A 19,104-nucleotide genomic window follows, 5' to 3' on the forward strand; every position below is an offset into this window, starting at 1 on the left:
TAGGTATAATTGAATATAGAATCATTCCTTTAATATTTCCACGCGAAATTACAATAAGAATAAGCTTTTAAATCCATTAATATGTCCTCTTGACTATTTTAAAAATAAGAAAGAAATAAAAATGATAAACTCAACAAAAAAGATAAAGACAGCATTACAACAGTTAAGTTAACAATGTTCTATTAAATGAGCTATAGGTGCATTAAATCTAATATGTATTAAATCTAAATATAATTTCAATTCATTGTCAATATAATTTTTTGGTTAATATTTATAATGTATAGATAACATATTTATATTTATGTTTCTTTTATTTAATTTAAATAAAATTATATCAATTAATTACTAATTAAAATATTTTTAAAAATTAAATTTTTATTAAATTTTATTTTAAAATAGTTCAGTTCATATAATTTTTTTTGGATTTTTATATTTTTGAAACATTTTTTTTTAAAATTAGATAGGAGGTTTAGTAGATAATATGAATAATAATTTTATATTTTCATGTTTTTTTGTCATGTTATTATTATGCTTTTGTTTTTCACCAATTTATGCATCTAGTGAAAATGATTCTTCTAGTATAGATTATACTGATTATAATACCAATACTATTTCTAAAGCAACCAAAGATATTGTTTCAGGTTATGATCTTATAGAAGGATGTATTGGAGCTACTGCCACTTTTGTTGGTGAAACATTAACATTAAATGATAGGGATAAAACTTTTCTAGAAGTAATCTATGATTCAATAGTAGCTATACCTTCATCAAATTTATTTACAAAATTTTTTACAAACATACCTTTTTTAAGTGGTAGAATGATTGAAAAATGTAGTGAAGAATCCTATAAATATACAATGAAAGTATTTAAGGCAATATTTGATTATGATACTGCAGAAGAAATATTTAAAGAAGTACCTAAAAAGATAATAAAAACATTATTTACAGTAGAAATATCTAAGTTAATACTTGTAAATCAATTAGTTAAAAATTACTTTGATGATTTAATAAAAATGGAAGCAATACATATGATGAATTACACTTTATTTCTATTACGGAAAACATATGGTATGAATTTAACATATTTAGACTTGACATATGTAGCTAATACAAAAACAAATCAGACAAGGATAAGTGAATATTATGCAACAGTATAAAAAAAATATAATGAGGTGAAAAAATGTGGTGGTATTATTATTGGTTTGTATTTATGACTATAATTTTAATAATATTTCAAATTTCGGATTGGAATGGTAAATTATATTCTATTTTAGGGGTGCAGAAAAATGTATATTATAATGGAGAATATAGTTCTTTAAGGACTGGAAAATCACAAGGAGTTCTTCTTATTATTTTTGGTTTTATAGTCTTGGGTTATACTGTACCTCTTCTTAGAGATACAATGGAATTTGCAAAAATGTTCACTATGAGTGTATGGCCAATGACATTTATAATATTTTATGTGGGGTGTATTGAATTATTACGTCCTCATACCTTTGGAGAAGAATCACGATGTGATGTTCCATGTGATGATTATGCAAAAGATGCTCTACTAGAGAAAAGCATGCCTTTATCTTATACAGAACTACTTTTAAAAGCAGAAGCATCACTTCTTATGGGAAGTCCAGTGCATTTTGGTCTGACAATAATAAATCCATTTAACTTTCCAACAATAGTATTAATTATACTCTGGGCAATATATATAGCAGTATTATTAGCATTTACATTTATGGATAAAATTAATGAATATTTATCAAAACATGAAGAAAAAATACTTAATTTTTTATGTCCTAATGGAGAATATGATAAATTTGATATTAGATATCCACCAGGATATTATTCGTATCTGCTATGTGCATATATACTTCCACTAGTACCAATGTTAATAACACTAGGAACAATGTTCATATGGACTGATTATTTTTATACAGGAGTTGTGTATAGGTTAATTCTTCCTTTGATATTATAAAAAAGGAAAAAACATTCTCCTTTTTTTATTTTTTTGTTTTATTTCTTTTCTTATTTTTATTTTTTCTTTCTTATTTTTAAAATAGTCAAGAAGATATGTTATTGGATTTAAAAACTTATTATAAAAAACTAATTTTAACAAAAATATTAAGAAATAAAAAGAGTATAGTTCTGGATTAATATAAACTTAAATTAAGGGGCTAAATTTCATTTTCAACTTACTAAAATTTAATATCCCATTACTCAAAAATAGCTTTTTTTTTACTTCTAAAAAGGGAGGGGAGTGTAAATTGATAAATTATGTTAATATAACATCAAGTTTATCAGTTTCTATAGCATTCTTAATTTCTCTTGAAATTCTACGACCCATACTCATAACTTCTCCAAATTGGATATAGGAGTATGCAGATCCATTCATGAATGAATTAGTACCACCATCAATACGAGCACTCATTTCAAAAATAACAATTTCTCTATCATCATTTACTAAACATTGTAAACAGAAAGGACCATTCATACCAGGTTTTACTAATTTTTTAGCAGTTTCTACTAATCTATCTCCATTTTCAAATACTTGTGGAAGGAGAGATTCTCTTATTACAACTGGATGATTTCCACTAACAACATATGATGGGCTAAGATTTGCTTCTATTTGGTCTTGTGCAGGAATTCTTACAATACCATCAATATTTGTTTCATATCTACTATCCATTCCTAAAACTTCAACTTCATCTTTTAGAGCAGAGTAGAAGTAATGTATACAGAAGTTAGTACCACATACATATTCTTCAATATGTGCATCTTTAACATCACTATCTGTAATCCAATTTCTTTCTTTCATTTCCTGAATCTTATTTTGGAATTCCTCATAACTAGAACATATGAAGTAACCCTGTCCACCTCTTGCACCAGGGAATTTTACCATAACTTCCTTGTTAATATCTTCTGGTTTATCAAATTTTCTTGGCATTCTAATACCAGATTGTGTAATCATTTTTCTTTCCTTGTCACGTTCTGCTTCCCAACGTAGTATATCACGGTTTCCAAACATTGGAACGTTGAATTTATCTTCAACATTACTAAGACCAGCATATGCAACAAAAGATCCATGAGGTACAACAATAGCATTCATTGCTCTTAATTTATCCTGTACATCACTATTTACAATATCTTTATATTCATCTACAAATATAAATTCATCAGCTACACCAAATCGTTCATATGGAACTTCTTTTCCTTTTTCACATACAACTGCTGTTCTAAATCCTTCTTGTTTTGCACCACGAAGGATGTGTAATGCTGTGTGACTTCCAAGAGTTGCTATGGTAATGTTACCTTTATCATATTTTTCTACAATATCCATAATATCTTCTTTTTTAACTTTTCCCATAAATTACACCTAATACATTTGTAATGATTTTTTGTTAATGAATATATTTATATATCTTATTATTATTATAATAATCTCCAGAACAGGAGAATAATAATGATATTATTAAGAAAAGTATTTAATAGTAAATTTTTTTATATTATAAAAAATATATTTTTATTCATATTTTAGTTTTATAATAGAATTTTTATGAAACAAAAAAGGGGTATATTTGAGTAAAAATATAATCTTTATTTTTTTAGAAAATTACATATTAATTACCTAATAATAAAAAGGAGTATTAAATTAATGTTATGTGTTAATCAAGATCATTGTTTAGGGTGTGGAGCATGTGTTATAGTATGTCCTGTTAATCAAGAAATCTATCCAGAGGTTATTGGAGGTAATGGGCCAGATACAACAGATGTGGTAATGTTAGTTGAAAATGGAGTAATAAAACTATTCCATCCAGAAAAATGTGTAACATGTATGAAATGTAATGATACATGTCCAACAAAGGCAATATATCATAAGGGAGACTAAAATATGGATGAAATGGATATTATCATAAATACAGGTACGAGTATTATCCAAGCATTTTATGAAAAGAAAGGTTCTACATTAAAGGATGAATACAGACAATCTACAGCTGTAGCTTTTATGGATCCAAGGGATATGAAAAAATTATCTCTAAAACCACGTGATAAAATAAATGTAACATCTAAATGGGGAAGTGTAACAATATATGCAGATAAATCCCATGATGCACCACATGAAGGTATGATATTCATACCAAGGGGACCATGGGCCAATATAGTAATAAGTCCAGAAACATATTGCTGTAATATTCCAACATATAAGGGAGTAAAAGCAGTAATTAAAAAAACAGACGATGAAGTATTACTCGTAGCAAATCTAATGCATAAAACATACAATAAATATAAATATAACACAAAAACTCTTGGACAAAAGCCAGTATATAAAAAAATAGGGGAGTAAATAATTTGACACAAATGCCAATTACTGATTATGATAGACAAGTAAAAAATTGTTCCTGTTCATACTGTGGAAATAATTGTGATGATATTACATACCTACTAAAGGATGATAAAATAGTGGGAGTAAGACATGCATGTAGACTAGGTGCTAGTAAAATAATAAATGATGAAGATCAAAGATTACTAAATCCTATGATTAGAAACAAAGAAGGAATACTTAAGGAAACAACATGGGAAAATGCACTAGATAAAATAGCACAACTTCTAACAAACAGTGTACGTCCAGTACTATATGGTTGGGGAGAAACATCTGTTGAAGCAATAAAAGAGGGAATAAAAATAGCACAAATAACAGGAAGTGTAATAGATAATCAGTCAACAATATGTCATGGTGCAACAATCCAAGCATTTCAAAATGTGGGACATCCTGTTATGACACTTGGAGCTGTAAAAAACAGGGCAGATGTAATAATATATGTTGGAACAAATCCAATGGATGATCATCCAAGACATCTTTCACGTTACACAACCTTTCCAGAAGGATTTTTCAGACCAAATGGTCGGGAGGATAGAACAATAATAACAATAGATCCAAAATATACAAACACGGCTAAAGTATCAGATAAATGGATTAGCTATGATATAGGGGAAGACTATGCCTTTTTTAATACTCTACGTATGATACTTGCAGGACATGAAATAACTGATGAAGAAATTGCAGGAGTTAATATAGAAATATTGTATGAACTTGTAGAAATAATGAAAAATGCAGAATATGGTGCATTGTTCTTTGGATTAGGTCTTACACAAAGTACTACAAAACAGGGAAATGTTGATGTTCTAATACAACTAATAGAAGATCTAAATAAATACTCAAAATGGTCCATGTTACCTATGAGGGGATTTTTCAATGTTAATGGATTTAATATGGCATTAACAACAGAAACAGGATATCCATATGGTGTGGATTATTCAAGAGGATATCCAAGATACATGGTTGGAGAAACAACAACAATAGATCTTTTAAATCGTAGAGAACCTGATTTTTTCATGGCAGTAGCAGCAGATCCTGGAGTTCAATTTCCAGGTTACACAATCAAACACTTAGTTGACATACCAGTTGTACAAGTAGATACTCATTGGGGCCCATACACTGAACTTGCAGACATAGTACTTCCAAGTACAAGAGTAGGTGTGGAAACAAAAGGGACAGCCTATAGGATGGATTCAATACCATTATATATGAAAAAAGTTATTGAAAAACCTGAAAACTGTCATTCAGATCAATGGATACTCTCCCAGATATACAATAGAATAGAAAAACTAAAACAAGAAAATGGAGATAACTAACATGGAATATATTTTAAAAAATGGTATTGTATTTGATCCAGCAAATAATATTGATGGAGAAAAAAAGGACATACTAATAAAAGATGGATACATAGTTAGTGAAGTATCAAAGGATGCAAAGATTATAGATGTTACAAATAAATTAGTAATGCCTGGAGGAGTAGATTTACACTCACACATAGCAGGACCAAAACTATCAGTGGGAAGATTATATCGTCCAGAAGATACAAGACGTGGAATAAAACCTGCACAATGTGGTGCTATTGAGGGATTTGAAGCAGGATTTTCCATACCAACATGTCCAACAACTGGGTACAGGTATACTCGTATGGGATATACAACAGTAACAGAAGCAGCAGTACCACCCTTAGAGGCAAAACATGCACATGAAGAAATAAACAGTATTCCAAACCTTGATATACCAACATTAACACTCTTTGGTAATAACTGGTTCATGCTTAAATATGTTAAGGAAAATAACTTAGAAAAACTAGCTTTATTCATATCAAAATGGTTGAAACTAGCAAAGGGTTATGGAATTAAAATAGTAAATCCATGTGGAAGTGAAGCATGGGGTTGGGGAAAAAATGTAGATGGACTTGATGATCCAGAACCACACTGGGGTGTAACAGGACGTCAAGTAATACAGGCTCTAACTAAAGTAAATGAAAAATTAGGTTTACCCCATTCTGTGCATGTTCATACAAATGACCTTGGACATCCTGGAAACTATGAAACAACACTTGAAACATTTGATTGTGTAAAGGATATTAAGAAAAATAAGAATGTAACAAGAGATCAAGTGTTACATGCAACACACGTACAGTTCCATGCATATAAGGGAACATCATGGAGGGATGTTACATCAGGTGCACCAGAATTGATTGATTATATAAATAAGTCAAAACATATGACTTGTGATATTGGACAGATAACCTTCGATGAAACAACAACAATGACTGCAGATGCACCAATGGAGTATGATTTATACAGACTAACAGGACTTAAATGGGCAAATAAGGATATAGAGGTTGAAACTTCATCTGGACTTATTCCATCAATATATTCTAAACGAGCACCAGTAAGTGTACTTCAATGGGCTATTGGGCTTGAATTCTTCCTTGGAATAAAAGATCCATGGAAATTGGCATTAACAACTGATTCACCAAATGGTGGTCCATTTATCAGATATCCACGTGTAATTTCATGGATAATGAGTAATGAAAAACTAAATGATATGCTTGATAATCAAGTACATAGTTGGGCAACAAGAAGAACATCACTTGGAAGTTATGATAGAGAATATTCCTGGAATGAAATAGCAACAATTACAAGGGCAAGTCCAGCAAAAATACTTGGATTAACAGATAGAGGACATCTTGGTGTAGGTGCAAAGGCTGATGTTTCAGTATATGATATAGATGTCTATGACTTTGATACAACACTTCTTAAAAATTCACAAACACTTGAAAACAAGTTATTAAACAGTTTATACACTATAAAAGATGGTATGATCATGGTTGATCATGGAAAAATTGTTAAATTAGTAGATAGTAAACATATATGGACTAATGTTTGTGGCTTAGAAAAAGAAGAGGCTAATCTTGTAGATGAAATAACACCAGAATTTAATAAGTATTATACTATAAAATATGAAAATTATGGTGTTCCAGATCATTATATAAAACCTGATACTTGTGTAGATATAGAATATGAGGATTAGATATGAGAACTATTAAATTATTTATGAAAAAATTCAGTAAAATACCACTTGAATTTGATAATATACTTCCAGAAAAATTATATGATAAAACACAAAAACAAGTAGAAGAAACCATCATATACAGGGGAAATAGAAAAGAACCATTAAATAAGTACTTCAAGGTAACAATAGATGGAACAACTACAAATCCAGATGAATGTACTATTATAATGGATGGTAACATGGAACGTGTTAAATACATTGGAAATTTAATGTCCTGTGGTAGTATTATTGTAAATAGTAATGTGGATTTACATGTAGGAGCACAGATGTCTGGAGGATATATAAGAGTAAATGGTAATACAGAAAGTTATGCTGGACGTGAAATGACTGGAGGATTACTTGAAATAAAGGGTAATACAAAGGAATTTTTAGGTTCATCATATGCAGGTGAATGGAGGGGAATGTCTGGTGGATGTATAATAGTAGAAGGAAGTGCTGGTAGATATGCAGGAGACTGTATGTTAAATGGTCAGATAATAATTAAGAAAAACTGTGATATACTAGTTGGAAATCATATGAGTGGTGGATACATAGAGGTTGATGGTAACATAACACGTTGGCCTGGGGGTAGTATGAAAAAAGGTGTTATTGTAGTTGGTGGATGCGTAGATGAAGTACTTCAAGGATTTAAAAAACAAGAAAAGATTCATAATCCCCTAATTAATAACAAGTATCATATTGGAACATACACTCTTTATACTGGAGATAATACAACACGTGGAAAGGGTCAACTTTGGATAAAAAATAAGTAGGATATTATATGAATAGACAAATTATTGATTTAAGTCAAAATGAACTTCTTAATTATATTGTTGATAACTTCAAAGAGGATGCTCTACTTGAAATATCATATAATAGGGTTTTTATTCCAGGAAAAATATTATACATAGATAAAAGTAGTGATGTTATAATAACACTTCAATTAATGGGACAGTTATTACATCAAAGAGTGGATATTAATATAAATGAAATCATAGATGAAATAGTTGAACTAAGATATACCTATCATGAGATGGAAGTTATTATAAGATTATCATAAAAAGGTGTGATATATAGAAGTATCTATAAATCATCCAACACTTTTTTTTTATTCAAGTACAGTGTGTCTTGCTTTAAGATCTTTTTCTGTCTGTCCTAAATCTTGCATCATTTGTGCAATTATTGAATCTAGGAATATAAGAGCACTTATTTCAAAAATTGTTCCCATTGGAGATAATGATTGGTGAAGTCCACTTATTTGACGACGTGCATAATTTGGTTCAGAATCAATTTTTGTTCTTCCTTGTAATTGAAGAACTAAATCTGATCTTTGTGCAAGTGTACTGTCAGGATATGATGTTATTGCAATTATTTTAGAACCAATATTTTTAGCAATTCCTGTTGTACTTATAATGTAACTTGTTTCTCCAGAACCAGAAATAGCTATTAAACAATCCTTATCTGTAATAGCCGGTGTTGTTGTTTCCCCAACTACATATACATTTAAACCTAAGTGCATTAGACGCATAGCAAATGCTTTTGCAACTAATCCTGAACGTCCTAATCCCATTATGAAAATACTTTCTACTTCTTCAATTATCTTTGTCATTTTAGAAACATTTTCATCTGTAATGGTTTCTGTTGTTTTCTTAACATTTTCTATTATATCATTTAATGCATCATTATAAATCATGTTTTTCCCCTAAAAAAAATTTAAAATATATTCTACTATAAAAAAAATTGATAATTATTATATTATATTTATCAATAGTCAATTATTTATTATATTAAAATTTATATTTACAATTTACTAAATTATTTTTATATAGTTGTAAAATATTTTTGTATGTAAGGTGTTGTATTATGGACTTTAATAAAAAATTAAATTTTGAAATCAAGGGGCATGTATTTGATTATAAGTTATTTGAAACTCTTAATTCTATTAAAAATAATAAATCTCAAAGACGTGCTGCATCAAGTCTTGGAATATCCCACACAGTTTTAAATAGACGAATATTGTCTGCTGAAGAAATACTTTCAAAGAAACTTGTCACAGTATCAAATAAGGGATCTGTACTAACAGATTATGCTCTGGATATACTTGATGAATATGAAACTTATGAAAATCGTTTATTGGATGATGAAGAGGAGATTACAGTTGCAGGAGGAGCAGTTTCATGTGAATTTATAAGGCAATTGGCTAGAATTTATCAACTTGAAAATATTAAGTTTCTTGAAACTGATAATAAAACTGCATTGAAATTGGCAGATATGGGTTTGGTGGACATAGTTTCATTTGATGATCCTGTACAAGCATATATATATGATTTAGAACCAATACCACTTGCAAGAGATTATCTTCTTTTATTATCACATAAACCTCAAGAATTTAATAGTATACATGATTTAAATGGCCTTAATTTTGTTGAAGTGGAAAATTCTGCACAAAGACTTGCATGGACAACACTAGCAAATTATGATTTAGATTTTGATATAGTGGATGTTGTATCATCATTTTGTGAGGCAATGCATATTGTTGAAAATCATGAAAACATCTATACATTTATAAATAACAGTATGTCATATACATCACAATATACAAGTAACATATTATCTAATGAGACACATCATATAATAAGTGCATTGAATGTTAAAAATAATAGTTTAATAGATAATTTCCTAAATTTTGCAACACATCATGCAAGAAACTTAAGATTCAATTCTAATTTTGAATTTCTATAAATATTTTTTTTTATTTAAAACAGGCATATTCAAAGTTAAAAAAAAGTAAAAAGATAAGTATTTAATAATTAAATACTTCTTATTTTGGATTTTAAAGTTATTTTTTAATATAGTTATTCTTCTAATCTGAATCTTTTTATAACGAAGTCTTTATCAAGTGATAATACAAAGGATGCTGCACGTGGACCTTGTTTTTTACCAATAATTGTTTTATAAATTGCTTGGAAAGCTTTTTGTGGTTTCATTCCAAGTGATTCAAGTACTTCATACATTCTATCATGGAATTGAACATCATTTTCAAATGTTTCACTTTCAAGTATATTAGCAATTTGTTTGAGGAACTCTTTTTGTTCATCTGTTATTTCAATACGTGGCATTTTATTCATAACTTGGAATTTTACAAATTTAGGACCGTATGTCTCAAGCCAGTTGTGAACATATTCAATTCTTTGGAGGAATGTATCCCTATCAAATTCACTTAAATCTTCAAATGTAACATTTTCAAGTCTCTCTGGTAGTTGGTTGTTGTTTTTAAGTATTGTGTATATTTTATTAGCATTACCATTTGCTATTTGATATGCTACTGTAAGGAATCTGTATGATGGTTGGAATGGCATTTCATCAGGCATATCATTAATTTGGGATACTTCATATATTTTTGTAAGTTTTTCTTTTTCTTTTTCATTACTTGCTTCTTCTTGACCATATGCAATTCTTTCTACTCTATCATATTGGTCCATAAGATCAAGGAATCCCATTTTTGGTGTGAAATCTTTAGGTTTTAGAGGTTTGTTTCTGAAAATATAATAATTTAATGTTTCAGGTTTACCTATTTTAAGCCAAGCTTCTGGTGAGAAAAATACTCCTTTAGATTTACTCATTGCATCTCCATCAAGTGTAATCCATTCATATGGTACTGGGTATGGTGCAGGATAATTGAATATTTCATCTGATATAATTTTACTAACATCATATGATCCACCACTTGCAGCATGGTCTTTTCCAAATGGTTCACATGTAATATTAAGGATTTTCCATCTTGCAGCCCATTCTACTCTCCATGTTAATTTACCCATTCCTGTTGTGTAGTCAACTTCACCTTCATGTCCACAGTCACATTTATATTTAATATTTGTACCTTCAAAGTCATATGCATGGGTTGTATTTACTCTTCCACATTCAGAACATATTGCATTGTATGGTAGCCAATCTTCACTTAATGGATGTTCTCTGTATTCATTAAATATTTCTCTTATTCTTTCAGTATTTTCTAGTGCAACTTTTGTAGCTTCAGTATATACACCATTTTTATACATTTGTGCTCCACTTTTTATTTCAAGATTTTCAATATCAAATGGTTTAAGAGAATTTACAAATGGTTTTTGGAAGTGTTCTACAAAGTTTTCACAACATCCTTCAGGACATGGGATTTCATAGTATGGTTGTCCAAGATATTTACTGTAATTTTCTGGTAATGGATATGGTACTTTTCTTAATGGATCATAGTCATCTGCAATCCATACAGTTTTTGCATTTTCACCTATTTTTCTTAATTCTTTACTTACTGCATTTGCAATGAATATGTCACAGCTATTTCCAATATGTACTGATCCTGAAATGGATGTTCCACTACCTATAATATATTCATCTTTTTTTTGTTGACTTAATTCTTCAGCTATTCTTTCAGTCCAATGTTTACTCATATATAATCACGAATAATCTTTTTTATTATAATTAGAAATATCTATAGCCTTCCACTTAGTAATCTTTGAATTATCTAAATTGGATATAATCTTTAGAATCTTTAATGAAATAGATTATTTATAACTAGTTTTAGTTTATAATAATAAGTTTTTTCTTATTAATAGGGTTATAGATTAATTATTATTCTAATTTCTTTTAATTAAAAAATCATTAATATAATTATTATTTTAGTTTTTCATTGCTTATATTTTTTTAGTGAAAAATATATTAATTAATTATAGAATAATTATAATATATTATAAGATAATTTATTATAGTCAATATCATTTGTTAGAAATATGATACAATACTTTAGATAGATAAAAATTTTATTTTTGGTGAAAAAGATGTATGTAATAATAGTTGGTGCTGGAAGAGTAGGATTAAATTTGGCTCAATCTCTAATTAGAGAAGGATTAAACGTTACTATTATTGAAAATGATTCTACAATTTCAGAGGAAGTTGCAGAACAGATTAATGCAATGGTAATTCATGGTGATGCCACATCAGTTCAAGTATTAGAAGATGCTGATATTACTGATGCTGATGTTTTTGTAGCTGCAACAGGTCATGATACAGTAAATCTCTTAACATCAGTGTTAAGTCAAAATTATGATAATATAAAAAAGATCATTGCAAGAGTTAATGATCTTGATCATGTTAATGCATTTAAAAGAGTTGGAATTGACATAACAGTAAGTCCAGAATCAGCAGTAGCATCATACTTGGAACGTATAATAACAAGACCAAAGGTTTCAGATTTAATAATTCTTGGTAGGGGTTCAACAGAATTATTAGATGTTAAATTAGAAAATAAGGATTTATATGGTAAAAGAGTTTTAGATTATAGTCCAACAGAAAATTATATTATATGTGCAGTATATGAAGATAATGAATTAATAATTCCTCAAGAGGATACAGTATTTCATGAAAACCAGAAAATATCAGTTATAACAAAATCAGAATGTGTACAAGAAGTTACAAAATTATTTGCACCATAAACTCATCTTTACTATTTTTTCATGGAATATTATTAAAATAAGTAGTTTTTTAAAATAGTTTTAAAATAGGATAAATACCTATTTTAAAAATTATTGTAGATATTTAAAAAAAATGAATGAATGGTAGTAGGATAATGTTTATCTATTACCTTGTATCTAGTTATCAAAAGCATCTTTGTCTGCTTTGTCTAACCATTGATTTACTATTTTTATAGCACAGTAGTTACCACACATTGTACATGTGTCATCTGCTTCAGGTGGTCTTTTATCTCTGATTGCTTTTGCATCTGCTGGCCACATTGCGTGTTCATATTGTTCTGTCCAGTTTAAGCTTTTTCTTGCATGTGCCATTGCTATATCGTCTTCTCCGAATCTTTCAAGGTCTATTGCTAAATCTCCTGCGTGAGCTCCGATTCTTGTAGCAATTACTCCTTCTCTTACATCTTCTGGTCCTGGTAGAGCTAAGTGTTCTGCAGGTGTTACATAACATATGAAGTTTGCTCCATATCTTGCACATTGTGCTGCTCCTATAGCAGATACTATGTGGTCGTATGCTGGTGCAATATCTGTTACAATAGGTCCTAACATATAGAATGGTGCGTTTTTACACATTTTTTTCTGAATGTTGATGTTTGTTTCAATTTCATTGATTGGTATGTGTCCTGGTCCTTCTACAATAGTTTGTACTCCTCTTTCTCTTGCTCTGTCTACTAATTCACCTAATACAATTAGTTCTTGTATTTGAGCTCTGTCTGTAGAGTCTGTGAGTGCTCCTGCTCTCATTGCGTTAGCCATACTTAAACATACATCATATTCTTCTACAATATCAAGAACTTGATCGTAGTTTTCATATAATGGGTTTTCACAGTCGTTGTGTACCATCCATGAGGATATGAATGAACCTCCACGACTTACAAGTCCACCGTTTCTTCCTTGTCTTTTAAGTCTTTTTAAGGTTTCTCTGTTTACAGAACAGTGAATAGCCATAAAGTCTATCCCGTCTTTTGCTTGTTTTTCAATGTTTTTAAGCATGTCATCTGGGTCCATGTTAATTGCTGAACCATCTTTTTCTATTGCTTCTACAGCTGTTTGGTATATAGGTACGCTACCTACAGGTTTTTTAGTGTTTTTAAGTACAGTTCTTCTTATGTTGTCTAAGTCTCCACCTATACTTAGTTCCATAAGTGTGTCTGCTCCTGCTTCTTCAGCAATTTTTGCTTTTTCTAATTCCATGTCTAAATCATTAATATCAGTGGATGTACCTATTGTTGCATTTACTTTTGTTCTTAAGTTTTCACCTATACCCACTGCTACTGTTTCTCTTTGGTTGTTATCTGGAATTGCAATGTATCCTTTTGCAACCATTTTTCTTATATATTCAGGATCTAATTTTTCATCAGCAGCCACGGTTTTCATAGCTTCAGTAATGTTTCCTCTCATTGCTTCTAGCATTTGTGTCATATTATTTAACTCCATATTTGTTATGTTCTAATGGGATAATTCTTGTTAGAAATTATTTTTTTTTAATATTGTTTTTCTAATATTTTTTTTATCCCTTTGTTTTAGACTAATTACTACTAAGATTTATTGAGTATATAAAGGTTTAGAAAAATCATTAAAAAACACCATTATTTTTTTGTCTTTTTGGGACTTTTTCTTATGGAACTTTATTTTTTTACAAAAAATATGAAGCTTTTTAGACTTTTTTCAAGTAAATTGTAATCTAATTATTACAAATTAATAAAAAAGTATTATAACATACTGTAAAATAAGTATTTTTCATGAAAAATATTACATAAAATTAAAAAAATAGGAAAAAATGAAAAATAAAATCAAGTATTTTTTATAGTATATTTTATTCCTCATTGGGCCATGTGTCATTCATCTTAATAAGTGCTTGTTCTCTAGTTGGAATATTTGTCTGTGTACCCTGGGTTTCTACAATATATGATGATACAGTACTTGCAAATCTACCACATGTTTTAAGATTATTGTCTCTTAAATATAAACTTAAAAATGCTGCCTTGTATGAATCACCAGCACCAGTAGGGTCGAATGATTTGGTAGGTACGGCTTCTATTTTTAATGGATCTTCTCCTTTAACATAGATTAAACTTCCTTTTTCACCAAGTGTTTGAATAATCATATTTGGTCCATTTTTCATTAATTCATCAATATTCTTCTCTAGTAAATCACAGATATGTTCAATTTCATGTTCATTACCAAATAATATATTACAATTAGCAACTACTTCTTTTAAATCATTAGTACTATAGAGATGTAAATCCTGTCCTGGATCGAATGATACTAATTTATTTTGTGAATAAGCATATTTTCCTGCTTTTATATTATATTCAGGGTCTCCTGTTGCAAGATGCACAGCTTTAGCTTTATCAATAGCTTCTTTAGGTACTGGACTTTCATGATATTTTTTAGCAGCTCCCCAATAGAAATAAAACATTTGTTCATCATCAGGATTTGTTAAACAAAATGCTGTAGGTGTTTTATGTTCTTGGGATAGTATCATATCAGATATGTCAATATTTTCATTAAGTAATTCTTTTTTATAATCACTATCTTCAAAGTCATTACCAACACAGGATATAAGACCAACATCTAATCCCATTTTACTTGCAACAACAGCAACATTACCAGCAGCTCCACCATGTAATGTTTCCATATTATCTATTATAGCTGAGGTATTAATTTTTGAAAATTCTCTTACTTGCATAATATAATCAAAAGCAGTATGTCCTAATACTAGTAAATCTACGTTTTTCATTGTTATCCTCCATATTTAAGTTGGATTGTTAAATCTATGATTTTTTTTTCATAATGTATATTGAAGTTTTTCAATATGCCTATTATAATCATATGTCTAAATAAGATTATACAATTTTTTATTATATTGTAGTAATTTATAATTATAATCTTGAATAAAAAAAATAGTATAGTTAATATAAAGGAAAAATATTCGATGTTTAGAGAGAAATTATCTGATTATTATGATAGAGATGTTATCTTTTCTATTATAATGGGAATAATAGTAGGATTACTTGTTGTATATATCTGTATTATATTTAATCTAGCAATATGGGGATTTAATATATATCTTATATTTGCACCATTAATTGCAGGTTTTGTAGAAACATATCTTTCTCAAAAATTAACAAATACAACATCTGGAGCTATTAGTTCAATAGTATTATTTATAGTAACAAATCTTATTGGCTGGCTATTTCCAGCACAGGCAATTACATGGAATGTATTTACTATTGGTGGAATAGCAATAATGTTACAAGCAGCATTTCCATTAACAGTAAACTACATTCTAATATTTTTATTACTGTTGTTTGTCTATATCTTTGGTAGAATTGGTGGTTTTATAGGGTTGTTATTTGATAAAAATCTATTTGATGCTCCAAAGAAGATAAGTGATATAGGTGATATGGATGAATTAAATATTTTAATTTTAAATAATCAGCCAAAGATACCAATAAAAGAATATCATGGACTTGTATTTGCAGAGGAAATATTTGAATTTGAAGAAAAAACCCATAATGAAAGATTAGAATATTTAGGTTCTAATTTAAGTAAAAAAAAGTCTATACAACATAGAGACTATCTTATTGCAAGGGATTATATTCTATTAATACTTGAAAAAGAGGCAGTTAAACTTAATGCTAATGCTATTATTGATATTGAAATAGAATATACAAATTATAATCAACAGTTACCTCCAGATATGTTAATGGCAGCATATGGTACTGCAGTAACTATTGATGAAAAATATTTATAAAAAAAAAGAAGATGGATTATTGTTCCCATCTTTTTCTATCTAATAATTCTTGTTTTTTACCTGCATTCCATCCACCAGAAGCAGTTTCTGCATGACCTACTTGTTGAACATATCCTGTAATTCTATCATACCATTCAACATTTCTAGTTTCTCCACAATGTGTACATTTAGTTTGTAATCCTTTCATCAATGTTTTACAATTTATACAGAAACTTAAAGCACTACTGTATGCCCAGAATCCAATATCTGTTTTATGTGTAATTTTATTAGTTAAACTCATTAAACTATCAGGGTCACTGTATGATTCTCCCATAAATGCATGGAATATGTGTCCACCTTGTGTTAGAGGATGATAGTCTGATTCAATTCTTATTTTTTCTGGTAAACTTAGTGAGGTATCTACAGGTACGTGGCTACTGTTTGTATAGTAGGAAGCATTACTATCTCCATTACATATTACTTGGTCAGGATATTTTTCTCTGTCCATGGTTGCAAATCTATATGCAGTACTTTCTGCTGGTGTTTGTATAACTCCCCATCTTAGTCCTGTTTCTTTCTTAAGTTCATTTGCTCTGTCATTTATGTGTTGAATTACTTTTAATCCAAGATTATTTGAGTCTTTATCTTCAAGTCCAGCACCAGTTTGTGCAAGAAGCATTTCATTTAATCCTACAAATCCAAAGGATAATGTACTGTTATCAACCATGTAATATGGATCTTCACCCATTTTTTGTGTTAAAAATGGTAGTATGTTGTAATCATTTAAACATTTTAGGGCTCTTTCACGTCTAAGTAGTAATACATCTTCTACTATTTTCATGTAGTCATCTAGGTAGTCGAAGATTTCTGTTTCATCACGTGCATTATATCCAATTCTTGGAAGGTTCATTGTAACATATGCAAGATTTCCTGTTCTTAAACAATCTTTTTCCCAGTCACCTGTCCAGTTATCTGATAATCTGGTACGACATCCCATGTAATTTGCCATGTTTCCCATGTATTTTGGTAACATATTTATGAAGTATGCTGTTCCAAATTTAGCAGATAAAAAGTGTACTCTTTCAATATCTTCGGTAAATTCTGGTGTTAAACATTCTTTTCTTAGGTAGTATATTGTATTTGGGAAAAGATGTGGTTTTCCCTCTGCATCTCCTTTAATTAATGCTTCAGTGAATGCTCTTTGGAGAAGTCTTACTTCTTTTTCATAATCTCCATATACTCCCATTACTTTTCCACCAGGTCCATATGCTGGTTCATTTTTAAGGAAGTCTGGTACAGTAAATTCGAGTCCTATACTTGTAAATGGTACTTGTCCTCCACGTGCGGCATATGCCATGTTTAGGTTGAATATTAACATTTCAACAGATTGTTTTATTTTTTCATATGGAAGTCCTGCTGCAAATGGTGCTACAAACACATTCCATAGACTCATTGCTTGTCCACCACTCATGTTTTGTTGTGCAGCTAACATTATTTCTCCTGAATGATTCATTAATGTTTCAATATGGTTTGGACATCCTGCTACACTAGTATGGTCTCCTGTTCCATCTACTTTTAATCCATATCGTATGAATTGTCTTAGGTCGTGTTGTAAACAGTTTATTGGTCTTCCTGCAAAGAATTCTAAATCATGTATATGTACTGTTCCATTCATATGTGCATCTGCCAAGTTATGTGGTAATATATTTAGTAGTGCATATTGTTTTAGAGATTCATCTGCAACATATTTATGTATTGTTTCAGGGTTATGCATCATATTTGCATTGTCTTTATTTCCTGATTCTATTAGATTTGTTATGTTGTATACTGGCATTCCTAGTCTTGTGTATTTTCTTCTTAATGATTCAAGACCATTTTCTGTTAGTTTGGTATTAACCATTTCTCTAATTATTGGTGCTGTTAGATAGTCAAGTTGTAGTTTTTTAAGTTCTTTATATACTTCTGTTGCTATTTTATCTGCTAGTTTTGGTGTTGTTTGTGTTTCTTGAATTAATGTATTTGCAATTTTTGATTTATCAAATGCTTCTATTGTATCTCTACCTGTTCTTACACGTAGTGTGTTGTTGTTGTAGTATTTGTCTGCTAGTTTAGTGTTTTCTTTTTGAAGTAGTTTGTATATTAGGTTTTTGATTTCTTTGGTTGTTATGTTATCATGTGCTTTTTTAGATACTTTGTATGCTATTTTTTCTGCTAAACCTAATGGGATATTAATCATAATACATGATTTTACGAGTTTTTCATAACTGAATTTTTCCTTTATTCCATCATTTTTTATTACATGAATTTCATTAAGGTTATATGTATCTTGAATTGTTTCAGGATCTTTCATCATAATTACAACTTCCATTTTTTTCTATAATTTATTCTTTGATGTAAGTAATATTTAAATTC

At 29.3% G+C, this 19,104-nt stretch carries 17 protein-coding genes; 11 read left to right on the forward strand and 6 right to left on the reverse strand.

Annotated elements, in window-relative coordinates; genetic code table 11:
* Positions 1-481: 481 nt before the first annotated feature.
* Positions 482-1,156 carry a hypothetical protein gene (locus BZ132_RS01260; protein ID WP_286940209.1) on the forward strand — a complete coding sequence of 225 codons (675 nt, stop codon included), beginning with the start codon at positions 482-484 and terminating at the stop codon, positions 1,154-1,156.
* A 53-nt stretch (positions 1,157-1,209) separates the two neighbouring features.
* Positions 1,210-1,968 carry a hypothetical protein gene (locus BZ132_RS01265; RefSeq protein WP_286940211.1) on the forward strand — a complete coding sequence of 253 codons (759 nt, stop codon included), beginning with the start codon at positions 1,210-1,212 and terminating at the stop codon, positions 1,966-1,968.
* 297 nt (positions 1,969-2,265) lie between these two features.
* Here BZ132_RS01265 and BZ132_RS01270 read toward each other — a convergent pair whose 3' ends face one another.
* The gene (locus BZ132_RS01270; RefSeq protein WP_286940212.1) at positions 2,266-3,357 is read right to left on the reverse strand and encodes a formate--phosphoribosylaminoimidazolecarboxamide ligase; all 1,092 of its coding nucleotides are present in this window, start codon (positions 3,355-3,357) and stop codon (positions 2,266-2,268) included.
* Between the two features lie 288 nt (positions 3,358-3,645).
* On the opposite strand from BZ132_RS01270, the gene BZ132_RS01275 reads away from it, so the two are divergent.
* From BZ132_RS01275 to BZ132_RS01300, 6 genes are read left to right on the forward strand one after another with little or no spacing between them, the layout of a single operon-like run.
* Entirely contained in the window at positions 3,646-3,879 is a 234-nt protein-coding gene (locus BZ132_RS01275) for a ferredoxin family protein (protein WP_011405856.1), read from the forward strand.
* Between the two features lie 3 nt (positions 3,880-3,882).
* Positions 3,883-4,335 carry a molybdopterin dinucleotide binding domain-containing protein gene (locus BZ132_RS01280; protein WP_011405857.1) on the forward strand — a complete coding sequence of 151 codons (453 nt, stop codon included), beginning with the start codon at positions 3,883-3,885 and terminating at the stop codon, positions 4,333-4,335.
* A 14-nt stretch (positions 4,336-4,349) separates the two neighbouring features.
* Positions 4,350-5,684, forward strand: a complete 1,335-nt coding sequence (locus BZ132_RS01285; protein WP_232048229.1) for a formylmethanofuran dehydrogenase subunit B — start codon at positions 4,350-4,352, stop codon at positions 5,682-5,684.
* Between the two features lies 1 nt (position 5,685).
* The gene (locus BZ132_RS01290; RefSeq protein ID WP_112149320.1) at positions 5,686-7,407 is read left to right on the forward strand and encodes a formylmethanofuran dehydrogenase subunit A; all 1,722 of its coding nucleotides are present in this window, start codon (positions 5,686-5,688) and stop codon (positions 7,405-7,407) included.
* A gap of 2 nt (positions 7,408-7,409) precedes the next feature.
* Positions 7,410-8,201, forward strand: a complete 792-nt coding sequence (locus BZ132_RS01295; RefSeq protein ID WP_011405860.1) for a formylmethanofuran dehydrogenase subunit C — start codon at positions 7,410-7,412, stop codon at positions 8,199-8,201.
* An 8-nt stretch (positions 8,202-8,209) separates the two neighbouring features.
* Positions 8,210-8,488: a DUF2097 domain-containing protein gene (locus BZ132_RS01300; RefSeq protein ID WP_011405861.1), complete on the forward strand. Its 279-nt coding sequence runs from the start codon at positions 8,210-8,212 to the stop codon at positions 8,486-8,488.
* A gap of 48 nt (positions 8,489-8,536) precedes the next feature.
* Here BZ132_RS01300 and hxlB read toward each other — a convergent pair whose 3' ends face one another.
* Positions 8,537-9,121: a 6-phospho-3-hexuloisomerase gene (gene hxlB / locus BZ132_RS01305; RefSeq protein ID WP_112149321.1), complete on the reverse strand. Its 585-nt coding sequence runs from the start codon at positions 9,119-9,121 to the stop codon at positions 8,537-8,539.
* Between the two features lie 170 nt (positions 9,122-9,291).
* Here hxlB and BZ132_RS01310 point away from each other — a divergent pair, with 170 nt between their 5' ends.
* A complete protein-coding gene (locus BZ132_RS01310; RefSeq protein WP_011405863.1) occupies positions 9,292-10,170 on the forward strand; it encodes a LysR family transcriptional regulator in 879 nt (292 codons plus the stop codon).
* A 113-nt stretch (positions 10,171-10,283) separates the two neighbouring features.
* Here the strand turns inward: BZ132_RS01310 and lysS are convergent, their stop codons facing one another.
* Positions 10,284-11,873, reverse strand: a complete 1,590-nt coding sequence (gene lysS / locus BZ132_RS01315) for a lysine--tRNA ligase (protein ID WP_011405864.1) — start codon at positions 11,871-11,873, stop codon at positions 10,284-10,286.
* A 387-nt stretch (positions 11,874-12,260) separates the two neighbouring features.
* Between lysS and BZ132_RS01320 the strand changes: the two genes are divergently transcribed.
* Positions 12,261-12,914, forward strand: a complete 654-nt coding sequence (locus BZ132_RS01320) for a TrkA family potassium uptake protein (RefSeq protein ID WP_011405865.1) — start codon at positions 12,261-12,263, stop codon at positions 12,912-12,914.
* A 156-nt stretch (positions 12,915-13,070) separates the two neighbouring features.
* Here the strand turns inward: BZ132_RS01320 and thiC are convergent, their stop codons facing one another.
* Complete coding sequence (gene thiC, locus BZ132_RS01325; protein ID WP_011405866.1) at positions 13,071-14,375, reverse strand: phosphomethylpyrimidine synthase; 1,305 nt, start codon at positions 14,373-14,375, stop codon at positions 13,071-13,073.
* A 394-nt stretch (positions 14,376-14,769) separates the two neighbouring features.
* Entirely contained in the window at positions 14,770-15,696 is a 927-nt protein-coding gene (locus BZ132_RS01330) for a carbohydrate kinase family protein (protein WP_011405867.1), read from the reverse strand.
* A gap of 195 nt (positions 15,697-15,891) precedes the next feature.
* On the opposite strand from BZ132_RS01330, the gene BZ132_RS01335 reads away from it, so the two are divergent.
* Positions 15,892-16,713: a heavy metal-binding domain-containing protein gene (locus BZ132_RS01335; RefSeq protein ID WP_011405868.1), complete on the forward strand. Its 822-nt coding sequence runs from the start codon at positions 15,892-15,894 to the stop codon at positions 16,711-16,713.
* A gap of 16 nt (positions 16,714-16,729) precedes the next feature.
* Here BZ132_RS01335 and nrdD read toward each other — a convergent pair whose 3' ends face one another.
* Positions 16,730-19,042: an anaerobic ribonucleoside-triphosphate reductase gene (gene nrdD / locus BZ132_RS01340; RefSeq protein WP_048059807.1), complete on the reverse strand. Its 2,313-nt coding sequence runs from the start codon at positions 19,040-19,042 to the stop codon at positions 16,730-16,732.
* Positions 19,043-19,104 lie beyond the last annotated feature (62 nt).

Origin of the sequence: Methanosphaera sp. DEW79, assembly GCF_003266085.1 — an archaeon.
Taxonomy (GTDB): Archaea; Methanobacteriota; Methanobacteria; order Methanobacteriales; family Methanobacteriaceae; genus Methanosphaera; species Methanosphaera stadtmanae.

Coding starts and splice junctions, on each gene's coding strand:
- BZ132_RS01330 (WP_011405867.1), bottom strand. CDS start 15,696: ATGAAAAACGTAGATTTACTAGTATTAGGACATACTGCTTTTGATTAT.
- BZ132_RS01295 (WP_011405860.1), top strand. CDS start 7,410: ATGAGAACTATTAAATTATTTATGAAAAAATTCAGTAAAATACCACTT.
- BZ132_RS01280 (WP_011405857.1), top strand. CDS start 3,883: ATGGATGAAATGGATATTATCATAAATACAGGTACGAGTATTATCCAA.
- BZ132_RS01285 (WP_232048229.1), top strand. CDS start 4,350: ATGCCAATTACTGATTATGATAGACAAGTAAAAAATTGTTCCTGTTCA.
- thiC (WP_011405866.1), bottom strand. CDS start 14,375: ATGACACAAATGCTAGAAGCAATGAGAGGAAACATTACTGAAGCTATG.
- BZ132_RS01335 (WP_011405868.1), top strand. CDS start 15,892: ATGTTTAGAGAGAAATTATCTGATTATTATGATAGAGATGTTATCTTT.
- BZ132_RS01300 (WP_011405861.1), top strand. CDS start 8,210: ATGAATAGACAAATTATTGATTTAAGTCAAAATGAACTTCTTAATTAT.
- BZ132_RS01260 (WP_286940209.1), top strand. CDS start 482: ATGAATAATAATTTTATATTTTCATGTTTTTTTGTCATGTTATTATTA.
- BZ132_RS01270 (WP_286940212.1), bottom strand. CDS start 3,357: ATGGGAAAAGTTAAAAAAGAAGATATTATGGATATTGTAGAAAAATAT.
- nrdD (WP_048059807.1), bottom strand. CDS start 19,042: ATGAAAGATCCTGAAACAATTCAAGATACATATAACCTTAATGAAATT.
- BZ132_RS01310 (WP_011405863.1), top strand. CDS start 9,292: ATGGACTTTAATAAAAAATTAAATTTTGAAATCAAGGGGCATGTATTT.
- hxlB (WP_112149321.1), bottom strand. CDS start 9,121: ATGATTTATAATGATGCATTAAATGATATAATAGAAAATGTTAAGAAA.
- BZ132_RS01275 (WP_011405856.1), top strand. CDS start 3,646: ATGTTATGTGTTAATCAAGATCATTGTTTAGGGTGTGGAGCATGTGTT.
- BZ132_RS01265 (WP_286940211.1), top strand. CDS start 1,210: ATGACTATAATTTTAATAATATTTCAAATTTCGGATTGGAATGGTAAA.
- BZ132_RS01320 (WP_011405865.1), top strand. CDS start 12,261: ATGTATGTAATAATAGTTGGTGCTGGAAGAGTAGGATTAAATTTGGCT.
- lysS (WP_011405864.1), bottom strand. CDS start 11,873: ATGAGTAAACATTGGACTGAAAGAATAGCTGAAGAATTAAGTCAACAA.
- BZ132_RS01290 (WP_112149320.1), top strand. CDS start 5,686: ATGGAATATATTTTAAAAAATGGTATTGTATTTGATCCAGCAAATAAT.